Raw genomic sequence first — 15,589 nt, 5'->3', positions numbered from 1 at the left:
TAGAGAACAAACGAAACAGCCGCCTCCGTTCAGGAGCCGGCTGTTTTTTTGTATAGCATGACGTAATGTGTCCCGATGCCTTCGATTTCGAACGGATCCCCGATGATGACGAGGCCGTTGCGTTCGTAAAACCGGACCGCGACCTCGCGGGCGTTACACCACCAAGAAGCGTTCAATTCACGATGGACCGCCTGTAAGAAACGAGATCCGACGCCCGTCCCGGCGACGGCCGGATCGGTGGCCATGCCGCGCAGTTGAAACGAAACTCGTTCGCCAGACAGCTCCCGGTCTTGTCGCATCACCGTCGCAATCGATAAGATACGCCCGTCTTCAGCCCAGGCGTAGTGACGGGTCGACTCGGCGTCATCCCCGTCAAAATAGCACGTCGAAACGGCTAAACCTGGACGCAGTACTTCATGCCGGAGCGGGATCACTTCTTCAAGCAACACTTGTTGCAACATACAACCACCTCACAGTAATGTTAATTGACAGACGAGCGTGTCAAACACGATCTGCTTGTCGCCCCGTCCTGTCTTCATCGCTTCGTCCGCATCGGCGATGAGCGTGAGCGCCTTGGCGAGCTGTGCCTCTGAAAAGTTACGGCTCGCTTGCGTCGCCAGTTTCACCGTATAAGGGTGGGCGCCAATTTTTGAGGCAATTTGCTTCTCGCCGTACCCTTTCTCGGTCAACTGCTTGGCGAGGTACATATTTCGATATTGACGGGCGAGCAACGCCAAGAGACCGATCAGTTCTTGGCCTTGTTTTTCTAAATCACGGACGAGACGCAGCGCCAAATCGGCCCGTCGGCCGACCAAATACTCGGACAGTTGGAACACGTTGTCCTCTAGCGTCCGAGGCACGAGATCGTTGACGATTTCAAGCGGGATGTTGGCTCCGTCGCCAGCATAGAGCTGAAGCTTCTCCAGTTCCCGGACGAGCTTGCCCCAGTCGTCTTGACAAAGGAATAGCAAGCGTTCGACCGTCGTCCGCTCCATCGACTGCCTGCGCCGGTTCAGCTCGTCATTGACGTAGCGCATGAGCTCGCTTTGGCTCGGCTTCTTCGCCTCGAGGACGATGGCTCGCTCTTTCAAGCGCTTGACGACTTTCTTCCGCTCATCGAGTTTTTCCGCTTCAACGATGAAGACGAGCACCGAGTAAGGCGCCGGCTGCAACACGTACTCGGTCAACCGCTCGAGATTTTGCTTTTGTTTTTCTTTGGCGCCGGTTAAAAATTGGGCCTGTTTGACGATGACGGTGCGGTAGTCACTAAAGAACGGTACCGTTTCAGCTTCGTCTAACGCCGTATCGAGTGACGTTTCATGTAAATCGAGCTGCATGACGTCAAATTTGTCGCCGGACGGACTGGCCGCCTTGACGATTTCTCGTTCCCACGTCTCGAGCAAGTACTTCTCTGTCCCGTACAGGACGTATACGTTCGACAACTTCCCGTTGTGCAACCACGGTTCATTCAACACACACACCACTTTCACAATTTATTCTTATCTAAAACATAGATTATCCTTCTTTGATTCGCTATACTTAGAACGGAACCATTTTAAGGAGGGACTCACTATGCATATTAACTCGGTTCGCCCGCAAAGCGAAAACCCGTTTGAGAACGACGTGCAGTGCAAACGTAACGATGCCATCGATTCAGCAATCGGCTTCATCGTCCCGTTCGGCTTTTTCTTCACGATTTTCGCAATCGGTGTTCTCATCAAATTCTTAAGTCTTTAAGTCGTAAAGCGATTGCCCCGGGGGAGCAATCGCTTTTTAGTTTATCATAGTTTTCATGGCCTGACTGCCCTTCTCACGCTCCCCTGACACCCTCCCCGCTCACAGACGACCATCCCGTCCTCATCCGTCCGCAACAACCGCCTTCCCTGAATACGGGCGAGCGTGTCTGGATGAGGATGACCGTATCGATTGTTGGCGCCGACGCTGACGACCACAAACTCTGGATCGATGCGAGCGATCAAGTCAGCACCGGAAGACGTTTCGGCCCCGTGATGGCCTAGTTTGAACACATCGACGTCGACAGTCGGGATCAACCGCTCGTTCGCCTCCGGTAAGTCACCCGTCAATAAATAGGACAAGTCTCCGACTTTCATAAAAACCGACACTGAATTCGCGTTCTCGTCCTCACCCGCATCAACCGGTGTGACGACCCACATCCATGGATAAGGCCGCTCTCCTGCTTCTAACAACCGCACGTTCACGTCATACGGCTCGAGCTCGTCGACTAACGCCCGCCGCTTCGTTTCATCGGCCACTTCCGCCGCGATCCATACTTCCTCGACCGGAATCAGATCAAGCACGCCCGTCAGCCCACCGATATGGTCATGGTCGGCATGCGTCAGCAAAATGAAATCAAGTCGGGTCTCACCTCGTTTCCATATGTAAGGGACGACGACATCGGCACCCGGGTCGAACGTCGACCGTTTCTGCTCATCCGGATGTTGAAACACGCCGCCGACATCGATGACACCGGTGATGCCGGCTTGCTCGACGACGATGGCGTCCCCTTGCCCGACGTCTAAAAACGTCACCCGCGGCTCCTCCGACCATTCTAACCAGACGTGCAGCGCAAGCAGCGAAACTGAAGCAATGACCCATCCGACCGCTCGTCTCTTATCTAATAGAATCAATCCAATCCCAAGCAAAACGAACAAATAGACCGCATGCCAAAATGTGATGTCGTGCAACGGGACCCACGGACGATACGTATGATGCATCTGAAACATCCCGTTCAACCCGTCGAGAATCGGATAGAGCGTCGGTTCGAACGACGGCATCACATAAGTGACGAGCGCGAGCGGAAGAATCGCCCAGGAAATCAACAATCCGGCAATCACGTTGTACACCGGAGCAAAGATTGAGATGACCGGCTGGATTTGCCATAAAAAAATCAAGCCGAACCATTGGGCGTAAAGCGCTACGCTGAACAGATTCGTCCATATCGACCGTGTTAAAAGCAAAAACAAGGTCATACCGACGGTCAACTGAAATCCGAGATTCCATAGCAAGTACGGTTGAACGGCTAACAAGGCTGCCGCACACCAACTGAGCAGACGAACCGGGTCCCGAATCGTCTGACCGCATAGCGACAAGATGAGCACGACGTCAGCGACAAGCACGGCTCGTGCCACCGGCGGCGAAAAACCGGTCAGCCAACCGAATGCGGTCACGCAGACGATCACGAGGCCAAGTTTCGTCTCCCGATGAAGCGGCAACGGACGAAACATCCACCTGAGCATAAACACGAGCAAGGCGATGTGGGACCCGGAAATGACGAGTAAATGAAGCAGACCCGTCACACGATAGGAGAACGATGTCTCCTCGTCGAGCAATCGGCTCTCACCAAACAGTAACGCTTCCATATAAAGCGCCACGTCCGGACGGTGCGTCGCTTCGATCCGTTCGAGCTGACGTTCTTTCCAGCGCAGCATGCGCCCATTTAATCCGTCACTCGGTCGACACCGCTCGACATGGACATCCTTCCCTTTAAAAGACAATCCAGCCCCGTGCGCCCATTTCGCCTCGTCAAAACCTCCTGTATTTCGAAGCGGTGAAAAAGGGACTGGTTCGAACGTGACGAGACACGTCTCACCCGGCCGCCCGAGCTCGACTTCGCGCCCGATCAAGACCCCAGACATCCCGTTCGATTCACCATAGAGTCGAACCGAGTGACCGTTGTCGCGTCGGCTCTCGATGGCGAAGACTGAGTCCCCGGCTTCATGTACCTCTTGTACCGACGGAGTAGAACTTTGTAACAGGACTAGGAAAACGAGTGAGATCGCACCGACATGTGTGTAGACCGCTTGCCGACGCCACGTCAGGAACAAGGCTAGCCCGAACAAGAGCACGACACCAAAAGCCCCGGACTTCCAAGCAATGAATAGACCAATCGGGATCAATGGATAGATCGGCATATCACGGGACCAACAAATAGCCTTCCATGCTCTCGAGCGTTTTCTCACCGAACCCTTTGACGTTCCCGAGCTCGTCGTACGATTTAAATGGACCGTTTTCTTTCAAATAGTTCAAAATAGCGTCCGCTTTGGCCGGACCGATCCCGGGGACGGTCATCAACTCTTCTTTCGTCGCACTGTTGACGTGAATGCCGTTCGTCGTATCGGTTTCCGGGACTGCAACGGCCTCTCCTTGTTTCGGTACCGTGATTTTCGTGCCGTCTACGAGCAATTGGGCTAAATTCAGCTGTTCAGGGTCAGCTTCGTCCGTCAACACGGCGAGAGACAAGACGTCCCCGACTCTAGCCCCTTGCGGCATCGTATACGTGTCGGGCGCTTCGACCGCTCCCGTGACGTAGACGACAACTTCTGTCACCGGGCCCGCCTCTGCTTCCTCCACCGTCGTAAACTCCTCGACCATCGTCGTTTCCGGCTCTTTCGAATAAAACATATAGCCGACACCGACGAACAAGATGACGAGCAACGCGACGACATACCGTTTCCACTTCTCCATATCGTTCCCCCCACATAAACGAATGTCTCTTCATTAGTATGCGAGAAATAGCCGGCTCACGCTCAAGTCCTAGTTGCTAGATGCGGTCGCAATGCTTGACCGTTCACCCACGGATCGATGACGTATCGGAACGCAAAAAAGAGACAAGCCGAAACTTGTCTCATTGCTTTTCAACTTGTCTCATTGCTCTTCAAAATGTTGAACTTGGCTCGCCAGTGAGGCGGCTTGTCCTTCTAGCTCTTGCATCAAGGCAAAGATTTGATCAAAGCTTGCCTGTTGCTCTTTCATCGAGGCGGCGACTTCTTCGTTACCGGCTGCTAATTCTTCGGTCACACCACTCACTTCTTCGACGCGTTTCAACACGTTCGTGACTTCACGGCTCGAAGCGACCATTTCTTGTTCGATCGTGCCCACGAACGAGGCCACGTGATCGGTCCGATCATGGATGCGTGTGAACGCTTGCTTCGTCAGTCCGAACGCTTGAAGTTGCGCCGTTTGCTCGTGGCTCGACTCTTCGACCATGTCTGTCAAATTGCCGACCTCGTCCCGAATCGTTTGGACGACCCCGAAGATCGAGCGCGTCGCCACATTACTCTCCTCAGCCAATTTCTTCACTTCACTCGCGACGACAGCAAAACCTCGCCCGGCCTCACCGGCTCGTGCGGCTTCGATCGCGGCGTTCAAGGCAAGTAAATTCGTTTGGGCGGCAACGTCTTCGACAAGTTTTGCCATCTTCTCGATTTCTTCTGTTTTTCTCGCGAACTGGTCCATCCGTTCGACGAGCGATTGATTCCGCTCGCTCGAGCGCCGTAGAATATGTTCTTGATCCGTCAACGTCTCGATTCCGGCCGCCACTTCGCGCGTCATCTCGGTCGTCTCTTCGGTCGTTTGTTTCGTCTGGTTCAAGCTCGTCTCGAACGATGTCGCCATGATCCCGACCGACTCGAGCGTCTCTTGAAGTTCAGTCGCGATCGATTGGGCCCCGTTCGCCATCTCATCGACCGCGTTCGTGATGTTTGACGTCGTACTCGCGACTGCTTCATTTTCAGCGGCGGCCGTCTCTGTCATCTCATTCACTTTGACCGACGTGACCCGGATCGAGCCAATCACGGTTTGAAGCGACGCCGTCATATCTCGCATGGCGCGTTCTAGTCGGCCGATCTCATCGCGTCGCGTTGAATCCGGCAACGTGATCAAATGCCCGGCCGCGATTGCCTCGGCTGCTTTCACGTTCCGTTCGAGCGGAAGTGTGATCGAGCGGGCGAAGAAGAAGTTGTACAGGCTTAACACCGTGACGACGAACACCGTCAACAAGATTGAGACGAGGAACAGGCGCTTCGTCTCGTCGGCCGCTTCTTTTTGCAACGCCTCGTAAAACGTTCCGTTTTTTAACAACAACGTGTTCACGTCGTTCAAGACCCCTTCTAGTTTCGCCGCTTGAATCCGGGCAGCAATGCCGCCTGCTTGAGCCGTTTCAATATTTGCTCCAATGCGCTCATATTTGGCTGTGGCTCGGTCAAGGTGAGTTGAAAACTCATCGATCAAATAGGTTTGATTCATCTCTTGGAACGTCTCCGTGTTCGTGGCACGAATCCGCTCGAGCTGCGTCAGTGTCGATTGACTCATCTGTTCACCGAGCGACGTCCAAAGGGATTGTTCTTGCAAAAGTGACGTCTCGAGTTGAGATAACTCGATCATCTGGGTTCCGTATTGCTCATTGTACGTCTGCAACCGGTTCAACGTCGTCAATACATAACTCATCATCAAAACGATGAGTAAGACCGTGAATACGGTCGAGAAGATAAAGCGTTTGCGTAAAGTCATTGTAACGTCCCCTCCAGCAACCGTTTCTGAACCGCTTCAAACTGCTCTGTCTCTTCATCGGTCCATTGCACACGGCGCAGCGCTGCTAGCCCGATACCGCCCTCTTCGATTCCGAGTTCGATATGGTCGTTGATCGCTTCTGATTGAAGACTGTCCGCGATCTTGACGATGGCCAAGTCGACTTGCTTTAACATCGACGTGACGACCGCATCGGGTGCGATCATCGATTGATCGCTGTCGACTCCGATCGCCTTGATCCCGTTTCGTTCAGCCGTCTCGAGTACACCGACACCGGTCAGACCAGCCGCAGCGTAAAGCACGTCGGCCCCTGCGGCAATCTGTTTTTCCGCCAATTTCCGTCCAATCTCAGGCGAGGCGAAATCGTTCGCGTAGTCGACGATCATTTCGACGTCCTCGTTCACGCTTTTCGCCCCTAACTCGAACCCGGTTCCAAATTTCTGGATCAACTCGTTGTCGACTCCTCCGATGAATCCGATTTTATCGGACTCGGTTTCAAGTCCCGCGACCGCACCGGCCAACGCGCTGCCTTCTGTCTCTTCGAACGTGACCGAGATGACGTTTGGTAACGTCGATACCGCGTCGACTAAGGCAAATTGTTGATCTGGGTGCTTTGAAGCCACCGTTTCTAGATCGGTTTGACTCGCGAAACCGAGACCGACGACCACATCGTGTCCATCTTCGACCAATTGCTCAAATCCTGCTTTGTATGTTTCGGTCTCATCCAATTCTCGATAATCGACGAACCAATCTCCCGTCTCTCGTAACTGCCCCATGCCACGCATCGCAGCGTCACTGAACGATTGGTCCCCGAGACCAACGTCAGACAGGACGACACCCATCGATTGGCGAGGTTCGACCGTCTGTTCGGGCTGATCGATGACAGACTGACACCCGGATAGCCAAACGATACAAGTCGTCAATGCGCCGATTATAATTGTTTTGTTCATAACATGTACTTCCTCTCTCTAATGGTCTGACATCTCATGTATCGTCTGATTTACACCGGGTTTGAAGTCAAACCTTTTAAAACTTAGGGCAATAATTTGAACGACGTCACGACAAACAAGGCTGCAGACGATTGCCTGCAGCCTTGTTGATTCAACTTATTCTTCTGACGCCGCGACGGTCGTTTCCGTCAACTTCCGTTCAGCAGTCGGTGAGGTCGGCACGTTGCCTTTTCCGGCAAAATTATCAAGCAAGTCTTTCATATCGATGCCAGACGACGCTTTGAGCGTCTGCTGCAGTGAAGCCATCAAATCAGTCGCGTAACCCGTGACTTTCCCGGCTCCCCCGTCTTTACCGCTCCCCGTATCGACGACCGTGATTTGGTCGATGTTACCGAGCGGTGCCGCAATTTGCTTCGCGTAGTCAGGAAGCATCTTGACGACCATGTCGAGAATGGCGGCTTGACCGTACTGTTCGAACGCCTCGGCAATCTTTTGTTTCGCTTCGGCTTCGGCGAGACCAGTAAGACGAATAATATCGGCCTCTGCTTCCCCTTTCGCCCGTTCAGCATCGGCTTCGGCGACACCAGCGAGACGGACGCGTTCAGCATCGGCTTTCGCCTCAGCCTCGATGCGGTACTTCCCGGCATCTGCTGCGGCGATTTGACGCGCTTTATCAGCTTCCGCAGCCTGTTCGATCGCATAGCGGTCGGCGTCGGCTTTTTTCTTCACTTCTGAATCATATTGCTTTTCACGACGCATGATTTCTTTCTCTTCGAGCTCGATTTGCTTTTGACGCTCGATGATCTGAACTTGCATCTGTTGCTCTGTGACTTCTTGTTTGGCCTTGGCTTCTTCAAGCTCGTACGATTGGTCAGCCCGTGCTTTAGCGACATCTTGCTCGCGGCGGTAGTCGGCGATGCGGAGTTGGTTCTCTTTTTCCGCTTCCGCGATTTCAGAGTTTCGTTCAAGCTCCGCTTTCCTCGCGTCCTTCATCGCTTCCGCTTGTTTGATGCGCGTTTCTTTATCCGCTTCGGCCGTGGCGATGTCGGCGTCACGTTTTACTTGGGCGATCCGTGGCTTCCCGAGCGACTCGAGGTATCCGTTCTTATCCCGCACGTCTTTAATCGTGAACGAGACGATGACGAGGCCCATCTTCGCTAAATCTTGCGAGGCGACACGTTGCACTTCTTGCGAGAACTTGTCGCGGTTTTTATAAATCTCTTCGACCGTCATCGAACCAAGGATCGAACGAAGGTGACCTTCGAGCACTTCTTTCGCCTCGTTCTCACGCTCGATTTTCGGTTTGCCGAGGAATTGTTCGGCCGCTGTCGCGATCTCACTGATCGAGCCACCGATTTTAATAATGGCCGTCCCGTCAGCCATGACCGGGACTCCTTGCTCGGTATACACTTCAGGCGTCGTTACTTCGAGCTTGCTCGAGAGCAAGCTGAGCGGTTCCGCTTGTTGGAATACTGGCAAGACGAACGCCCCGCCGCCGCGAATGATTTTGACGCGGTTACCGGAAGCGTCACTGTGGACGTTCTTTTTACCTAAGTAGCTCCCGGTGACGATGAGCGCCTCATCCGGTCCGACTGTACGATATTTCAAGACAAACACGAAGATCAAGGCGAGCAAAATCACCCCGACGATAATACTGACTAAAATGGTTGTGTCCATACATTATTGCTCCTTTCGAATAGTGGGTTCGTCATATTCCATGACGACCGCGATATTTCGTTGTACTTCGATGATGACGACTCGACGATCACTAGGAATCGCTTTCCCGTCAATACTTTGTGCCGTCTTCAAAATCGAACCGACGACCGACTCGACGAGCACTTCACCGTAACCGCCTTCAGGGACGGGGACGGTCAATCGCCCGACCAATCCGACGAGCGACTCATCAGTCATACCAATCGACTCTTCCGCATTTGACAGCGGTAGGAGGACGAACAAGTATAGTAACGTCGTGAGCGCGAATGAGCCGGCGAGCGCCACCGCGAGACCGATCATCGGCGACACATGGGCGAGCGCGTTCAAGATTAACCCGATACCTGCCCCGAGCGCCAGGAAAGAGAGGATGACGGCCGGATTGAACCAGCCTTCGAAGAAATCGAACGCGTCCGAGAACAGCATGTATAAAAATGTGCCGAGACCGGCAATGATGAGTACCCACCAGTACAGTTGTTCTAACGATTCCATTACCATCCCTCCTCGGTGCGGCGCTGTTGTTCATATGCGAGCACACGTCGCAAATGTTCGACTTCAAGCGCGAGCGCCTGTTCAATCGTATCCCATTCCGATAACGGCCGGGTCGGATACTGTACCGCCTTCCGCACGCGACCAAGCGTTCGTTCAAGGTTTAAACGATCATACCGGTCAACCTCTTCGAGCCGTTCCTGACGCAGTAGTTTTAAATAGTGATCGACTTCGCCCTGTAACGTAATAATCTGCTCTGTCGCCGCCTCCGACGACTCTTGCATCAGCAGGCGACGCACCCTGACTTGATGGGCAACCAGTTTGGCAATCCTGGCCTCGAGCTCGAGAATATGTTTATAGAGGAACTCTGCCTCATCTTGGTCCGTGTCATCGCGCCACCACATCTCCGTCTCACCTCACTTCTTTTCTACTCACTCATTCATACGTATCAATTGAATCATTGGTTTCAAAATGCGCGAAAAAAATGTAAGATAAATTTGCGAACGTTAAGAAAGGAAGTGCTCACTTTGGGCAATCAAGTCATCAAATTATCAACCGCGGCTCAAGAACAATTAATCCAGAGCTATCGCGCTCACGCGGTCAATCCGCCACCACACGCTCGCTTCAGTGCCAAGACGCCCCACTGTGTGGTCACCGTGTACAATTCGGGAAAAGTCATGTTTCAAGGTCGGGCTGCGGATGAAGAGGCGGCCAAATGGGGAGATTCCATCAAAAAGGAAACGTCCGTTCCAAAACATACGTTACCGGCCGGTTTTTCCGATTGGTCCGTCATCGGGAGCGATGAAGTCGGGAAAGGTGATTATTTCGGTCCGCTCGTCGTTGTTGCCGCCTACGTCCCGAAGGAAAAGATTGCCCTCGTCAAAGAACTCGGTGTCAAAGATTCTAAATTACTTACCGATAAAGATATTTTACGCATCGCTAAAGACTTGCACGTCACGATTCCCTACCAAAAAGCGACACTGCACAACCCGACGTACAATAAAATGCAACGGACGATGACGCAAGGGAAGATGACCGCAATCGCCCATAACGCGGCGTTATCGGCGCTCTTGAAAAAGTTAGACGAGACGCCAGAAGCGATTCTAATCGACCAGTTCGCCGAAAAAGCCGTCTACTACAAACATTTGAGTTCTGAGACCGATATCGTCAAAGACGATGTCTACTTCTCGACGAAAGCGGAAGGTCTCCACGTCGCCGTCGCCGCCGCCTCGATCCTCGCCCGCGCTTTTTTCTTGAAAGAGATGGACAAATTGAGCGCGACACTCGGTGTCACGTTACCGAAAGGGGCCGGAGCGAAAGTCGATCAAGTGGCCGCGACCTTGATCCTTCGCTACGGTCAAGAACGTTTGAACGATATCGCTAAAGTTCACTTCGCGAACACGAAAAAAGCGATGCGTTTGTGCGAGCAGAAACGATAGTTCTCACTTCAAAGATATGTTATATTTATTTTATGGTTCAATGAACTTAAAAACTTTTGGGGGATAGCGTTCATGTTGCATTATAAAACGTACACATTAAGCGACGACCATCCTTGGGTCATCTTCATACATGGCGCAGGCGGGAGTCTATCTCACTGGTATCGTCAAATTCGTCCATTTCGAAAGAAATATAACGTCTTGCTGCTCGACCTCCGCGGTCATGGCGGCTCATATAACGAAGAACAATCTTTGAATCAACCACTCAACGCCTACACACTCGATGTCGTCGTCGAAGACGTCGTCGAAGTGATGAACCATTTAAATATTGAAAAAGGCCATATGGTCGGGCTATCGCTCGGGACGATCGTCATCCAAGCGATGTTCGAGCATCACCCCGACCGCATCGCCTCTGTCGTCTTAGGTGGTGCGATCGTCAAGTTCAACGTCCGCTCGACATTGCTCATCCGGCTCGGCAGCCTCATGCAAAGCTTCGTGCCTTACATGTGGCTGTATCAACTATTCGCTTGGATCTTGTTGCCGAAGAAACGGCATAAAAAATCGCGGATGATGTTCGTGCGCGACGCGGCGAATTTGTGCCAACGCGAGTTCATCCGTTGGTTCAAGATGACGGAAAACATGAATCCGTTGCTGCGTCACTTCACTTCAATCCAAACATCCGTCCCCATCCTCTACATTATGGGCGACGAGGATTACATGTTCCTTGAGGCCGTCGAACGAACGGCGAAGCATCAACCGACGGCACACGTCCAAGTCGTCCACGATTCGGGGCATGTCGTCAACGTCGATCAACCCGATACGTTCAATTCCATTTCAATGGACTTCATCGATCAACAAGTCGGTTTACTGGCAGCCAGTACGTCTTAAGTCTATACCTTTCAACAGAGACTCACTTCCTTAACCGGAAGCGGGTCTCTGTTTTTGTCTGTGGAAAAAATATTTTCCGGAAAGTTTTCAGAAAATATTGATTATTGAAAAATATCGTGTTACTCTTAGACAAATCTTGAACAGAGGAGCTGGCGACGATGCGTACACCATTACATAACGGCCTACTGATTATTATTCGACTGAGGGACTGAAAAATCGACTCGCTGACCGAGACGAATTTTTGGGCCCTTGTTTCGATGGTTTCGGACGAGGCGCTCATGGTATGACCGACGCGCCTATCCAATCAGGATAGGTTTTTTTATTGGATCGATACACAGAGGAGATGATGGAAGTGAAACAGTACGCAATGGATCGGATGATTAAAATATCAGCAGGGATGGCTAGCGCCGTCTTGGTCACACTCGGGGTCGGACTCTTGATTGAAACGATCGGTAAGATGGCCGGAATCGAGACGCTCGTCTTGATCGGACAAGTCGCGAAGTCACTACTCGCCCCGGCGCTCGGTGCCGGAGTCGCCTATCAGCTCGGCGGCAACACCCTCATCTTATTCAGTTCGATGATTGCGGCGACCGTCGGGGGTGCGGCTCTTCAAGCGACGGAGAGCGGGCTTGTCCTCGTCCCCGGTCAACCGATCAGTGCCTTGATTGCCGCAGCGGCGGCCGTCTGGTTAGGCAAACGCGTCCTCGGTAAGACGAAGTTCGATATGATGGTCGTCCCGGTCACGGCCGTGCTCGGCGGAGGCATCGTCGGTGTCGGTGCCGCTGCCGTCACGACACCGCTCATCAACTCGATCAGCGCGAGCATCACTTCGTCGGTCAACACATCACCGATCGCAACGTCACTCGTCATCGCTCTCGTCTTCAGTGTCATGCTCATGTCACCTGCCTCATCAGCCGCGCTTGCGATCGCGCTTCAGCTCGACCCGGTCGCGAGTGCCGCCGCCTTGATCGGCTGTACCGCTCAATTCGTCGGCTTCACGCTCATGGCTTATCGCCAAACCGACCCAGGTGGCTTAGTCGCATCGTTTTTCGTCACACCGAAAGTCCAGTTCCCGAACGTCGTCAAAAATCCACGGGTCGTCATGCCACCGTTCATCGCCGCGATGATCAGCGCTCCGATCGCGACGCTTTGGTTCTCACTCGAGGTACCATATGAGATTGCCGGGCTCGGCTTGAACTCAATGATCGCCCCGCTCAATATCCTTGCCGCACAGGGCATGGAAGCGTTTCTCATCTTCGTCGGCACCGGCGTCATCCTACCGGCTGTCATCACATTCCTTCTTTATAAAGTGACTTGCCTCGTCGGTTGGACGAAGTTCGGTGACTTGGCGCTTGAAGTTCAATGAATTCTAAAAACAGCGATTCCCACAATAAAGGGAATCGCTGTTGTCTGTTAAGCGCGTACTTCTGCGCCATATTCGATTTTGACTGCTTCGATGATTGCATCATACGACGCTGTCACTTCCTCATCAAGAAGTGTACGCGTCGGATCTTGATATTTGAGCGAGAAGGCAATCGACTTCTCCGTTTCACCGACGTTATCGCCCGTGTAGACGTCGAACAGAGCGAGCTCGATCAAGAGCGGACCAGCCGCCTGTCTGATCGTCGCCTCGACTTGACCGGCCGGAATGTCACGCTTCAACACGAGCGCAAGATCTCGCGAAATCGATGGGGAACGTGGTACGTCTTGATAGACGAGCATCGCTTCAGACTTCAATGCGCCAAGGTCGAGCTCGAAGACGTACACTTCTTTCAAGCCGTATGCGTCTTTCGACACGGCCGGATGGACTTGTCCGACGTATCCGACGACGTTCCCTGCGATGAGAACGTTCGCCGTGCGGCCAGGGTGCATGTCTGAAATGACGGCCGCTTCATATGTCACGTCGATGCGTTGCGAGCGCATGAGTGTATCGACGATGCCTTTCGCGACGAAGTAGTCGACCGGGACGCGTGTTCCTTGCGAGCGGTGATCGTACCAAAGTCCTGTCACTACGCCCGCGACGCGTTCCGTTTCGCGTGGTAACGTCTCTCCGTGCTCTACGTACACACGTCCTGTCTCAAATAGACGGACGTTCGCTTGTTGACGCGCCGTGTTATAACGGGCCGCTTCAAGCAATCCCGGAACGAGTGACGTCCGTAGCACCGAACGCTCCTCGCTCATCGGCATGGCGAGTCGGACAGTCGTCGCTCCCTCGCCGTCGAACCGTGACGCATGAAGCTCGCTCGTGAGCGAGTAAGTGATCGCTTGTGACAAGCCCGTTCCTTGAAGGACGCGGCGCACTTGACGACGAAGTACGTTGTCTTTTGGCAGGTAGCCTTTCGACTGCGATGCTGGGAGCGTCGACGGAAGGCTGTCGTATCCGTATAGTCGCGCCACTTCTTCCGTAATATCAGCCGGCACTTCTAGGTCCGGTCGCCGCGACGGGACGTGAACCGTCAACGCTTCGTCTCCTGTCACGTCTAACCCGAGCCGCTTTAGAATCTGTTTGATCGTCGTCTGGTCGAGATCCATCCCGAGTCGATGGTTAATATAATCGATTGACACGTCAATCGTGCGGGCGTCGGACGCTTTGCTTCCAGCGATGACGGGTTCACTGATTGTCCCGCCGCTCACGTTGACGATCAGCGCAGCGGCACGGTCAAGCGCGAGGAGTAAACGTTCCGGATCGACTCCTTTTTCGAAACGGGCGCTTGAATCGGAACGAAGACCAAGCGTTCGGCTCGTCTTCCGGACCGAGGCCGGCGTGAAATAAGCCGACTCCAGGATGATGCTCGTCGTCGTCGCGTCGACTTCGGTATTCGCTCCGCCCATCACTCCAGCGATCGCGACCGGATGTTGTCCATCGGTAATGACCATCATCGATGAGTCGAGTGTGCGCGTCGCATCGTCAAGTGTGACGATTTCTTCTCCGTCCTGGGCTTGGCGAACCAAAATGGTACGGCCGAGCTTAGACGTGTCAAACGCATGGAGCGGTTGACCGAGTTCGAGCATGACGTAGTTCGTCACATCGACCACGTTATTGATCGGGCGCACACCTTCCGCGATCAAGACGTTTTTTAACCACTGTGGCGACTCGCCAATCGTTACCCCGTCGACGCGTCGCGTCGCGTAGTATGTGCAGTTGTCTGTCTCGAGTCGAACAGACACGTCGTTCGGTGTATCCGTTTCGACATCGGCTGCTGGCAACGTATACGGGCGTTCTAAAATCGCCGCGACTTCATGAATGATGCCGTATAGGCTAAGGCAGTCCGAACGGTTCGGCGTCAATCCGAGTTCAATCACTTCGTCATCGAGATCGAGCAAGCTGATGACGTCCGCTCCGACTTCAACTTCTTCCCGGAACGTATGGATGCCGTCCTGTTCGTCTTCGCGAATCTGTTTTTTCTCGAAACCGAGTTCTTCGAGCGAACAGATCATGCCTTGCGACTCGACGCCACGAAGTTTTGCTTTTTTGATTTTAAGGCCAGGTAGTCTTGCGCCGACTTTTGCGACGATGACATGTTGTCCGGCCGCGACGTTCGGTGCACCACAGACGATTTGGACAGGGCTGTCGTCACCGACGTCGACCGTCGTCACGCTCAACTTGTCCGCCTCTGGATGTTTCGCGCATGAGAGGACGTGTCCGACGACAAGACCTTTCAATCCTTCAGAGCGGTCTGTCACACTCTCGACTTCAATCCCGTTTTTCGTGATCAAATCGCCTAACGCTTGCCCGCTCAAGTCTGAGACGTCGATATATTGGTTCAACCATTTTTTCGATAATAACAT

General features: G+C 53.2%; 14 protein-coding genes. 4 read left to right on the top strand and 10 right to left on the bottom strand.

From position 1 onward, the window contains the following. Window positions 1-29 precede the first annotated feature (29 nt). The gene (locus EVJ32_RS09125) at window positions 30-461 is read right to left on the bottom strand and encodes a GNAT family N-acetyltransferase (RefSeq protein ID WP_131457979.1); all 432 of its coding nucleotides are present in this window, start codon (window positions 459-461) and stop codon (window positions 30-32) included. A gap of 9 nt (window positions 462-470) precedes the next feature. After that, window positions 471-1,475 carry a DNA polymerase III subunit delta gene (holA, locus tag EVJ32_RS09120; protein WP_083273932.1) on the bottom strand — a complete coding sequence of 335 codons (1,005 nt, stop codon included), beginning with the start codon at window positions 1,473-1,475 and terminating at the stop codon, window positions 471-473. 97 nt (window positions 1,476-1,572) lie between these two features. Here holA and EVJ32_RS09115 point away from each other — a divergent pair, with 97 nt between their 5' ends. Next, window positions 1,573-1,737: a YqzM family protein gene (locus EVJ32_RS09115; RefSeq protein WP_016508105.1), complete on the top strand. Its 165-nt coding sequence runs from the start codon at window positions 1,573-1,575 to the stop codon at window positions 1,735-1,737. Window positions 1,738-1,790: 53 nt separating this feature from the next. On the opposite strand, the gene EVJ32_RS09110 is transcribed toward EVJ32_RS09115, so the two are convergent. From EVJ32_RS09110 to EVJ32_RS09080, 7 genes are all read right to left on the bottom strand, one after another. Then, on the bottom strand, window positions 1,791-3,932 hold the full coding sequence (locus EVJ32_RS09110) for a DNA internalization-related competence protein ComEC/Rec2 (RefSeq protein WP_131457978.1): 2,142 nt from the start codon (window positions 3,930-3,932) through the stop codon (window positions 1,791-1,793). A 1-nt stretch (window position 3,933) separates the two neighbouring features. Then, complete coding sequence (locus tag EVJ32_RS09105; protein WP_070326967.1) at window positions 3,934-4,485, bottom strand: helix-hairpin-helix domain-containing protein; 552 nt, start codon at window positions 4,483-4,485, stop codon at window positions 3,934-3,936. Window positions 4,486-4,665: 180 nt separating this feature from the next. Then, window positions 4,666-6,309 carry a methyl-accepting chemotaxis protein gene (locus EVJ32_RS09100; RefSeq protein WP_070326966.1) on the bottom strand — a complete coding sequence of 548 codons (1,644 nt, stop codon included), beginning with the start codon at window positions 6,307-6,309 and terminating at the stop codon, window positions 4,666-4,668. Then, a complete protein-coding gene (locus EVJ32_RS09095; protein ID WP_131457977.1) occupies window positions 6,306-7,277 on the bottom strand; it encodes a BMP family lipoprotein in 972 nt (323 codons plus the stop codon). The genes EVJ32_RS09100 and EVJ32_RS09095 overlap by 4 nt, the downstream gene beginning before the upstream one ends. A 156-nt stretch (window positions 7,278-7,433) precedes the next feature. Continuing rightward, a complete protein-coding gene (locus EVJ32_RS09090) occupies window positions 7,434-8,954 on the bottom strand; it encodes a flotillin lipid rafts scaffold protein FloT (RefSeq protein ID WP_070326964.1) in 1,521 nt (506 codons plus the stop codon). A gap of 3 nt (window positions 8,955-8,957) precedes the next feature. Then, window positions 8,958-9,479, bottom strand: coding sequence for an NfeD family membrane protein (locus tag EVJ32_RS09085; protein WP_131457976.1), 522 nt, complete (start codon window positions 9,477-9,479; stop codon window positions 8,958-8,960). Beyond that, window positions 9,479-9,880 (bottom strand): hypothetical protein, encoded by a 402-nt coding sequence (locus EVJ32_RS09080; RefSeq protein ID WP_070326962.1) that lies wholly within the window; start codon window positions 9,878-9,880, stop codon window positions 9,479-9,481. The genes EVJ32_RS09085 and EVJ32_RS09080 overlap by 1 nt, the downstream gene beginning before the upstream one ends. A gap of 123 nt (window positions 9,881-10,003) precedes the next feature. Between EVJ32_RS09080 and rnhC the strand changes: the two genes are divergently transcribed. The 3 genes from rnhC (at window position 10,004) to EVJ32_RS09065 (ending at window position 13,166) form a co-directional block, all read left to right on the top strand. Next, window positions 10,004-10,915 carry a ribonuclease HIII gene (rnhC, locus tag EVJ32_RS09075; RefSeq protein ID WP_131457975.1) on the top strand — a complete coding sequence of 304 codons (912 nt, stop codon included), beginning with the start codon at window positions 10,004-10,006 and terminating at the stop codon, window positions 10,913-10,915. A gap of 72 nt (window positions 10,916-10,987) precedes the next feature. Continuing rightward, complete coding sequence (locus EVJ32_RS09070; protein WP_071397801.1) at window positions 10,988-11,800, top strand: alpha/beta fold hydrolase; 813 nt, start codon at window positions 10,988-10,990, stop codon at window positions 11,798-11,800. A 343-nt stretch (window positions 11,801-12,143) separates the two neighbouring features. Next, complete coding sequence (locus EVJ32_RS09065) at window positions 12,144-13,166, top strand: PTS sugar transporter subunit IIC (RefSeq protein WP_131458000.1); 1,023 nt, start codon at window positions 12,144-12,146, stop codon at window positions 13,164-13,166. Between the two features lie 47 nt (window positions 13,167-13,213). On the opposite strand, the gene pheT is transcribed toward EVJ32_RS09065, so the two are convergent. After that, entirely contained in the window at window positions 13,214-15,589 is a 2,376-nt protein-coding gene (gene pheT / locus EVJ32_RS09060) for a phenylalanine--tRNA ligase subunit beta (protein ID WP_131457974.1), read from the bottom strand.

The sequence above is a fragment of the Exiguobacterium sp. SH5S4 genome (assembly GCF_004337045.1).
In the GTDB taxonomy this organism is placed as follows: Bacteria; Bacillota; Bacilli; order Exiguobacteriales; family Exiguobacteriaceae; genus Exiguobacterium; species Exiguobacterium aurantiacum_A.
Note: the sequence above shows the minus strand (reverse complement) of the source record. Positions and strands in the feature narration are given on the sequence as shown.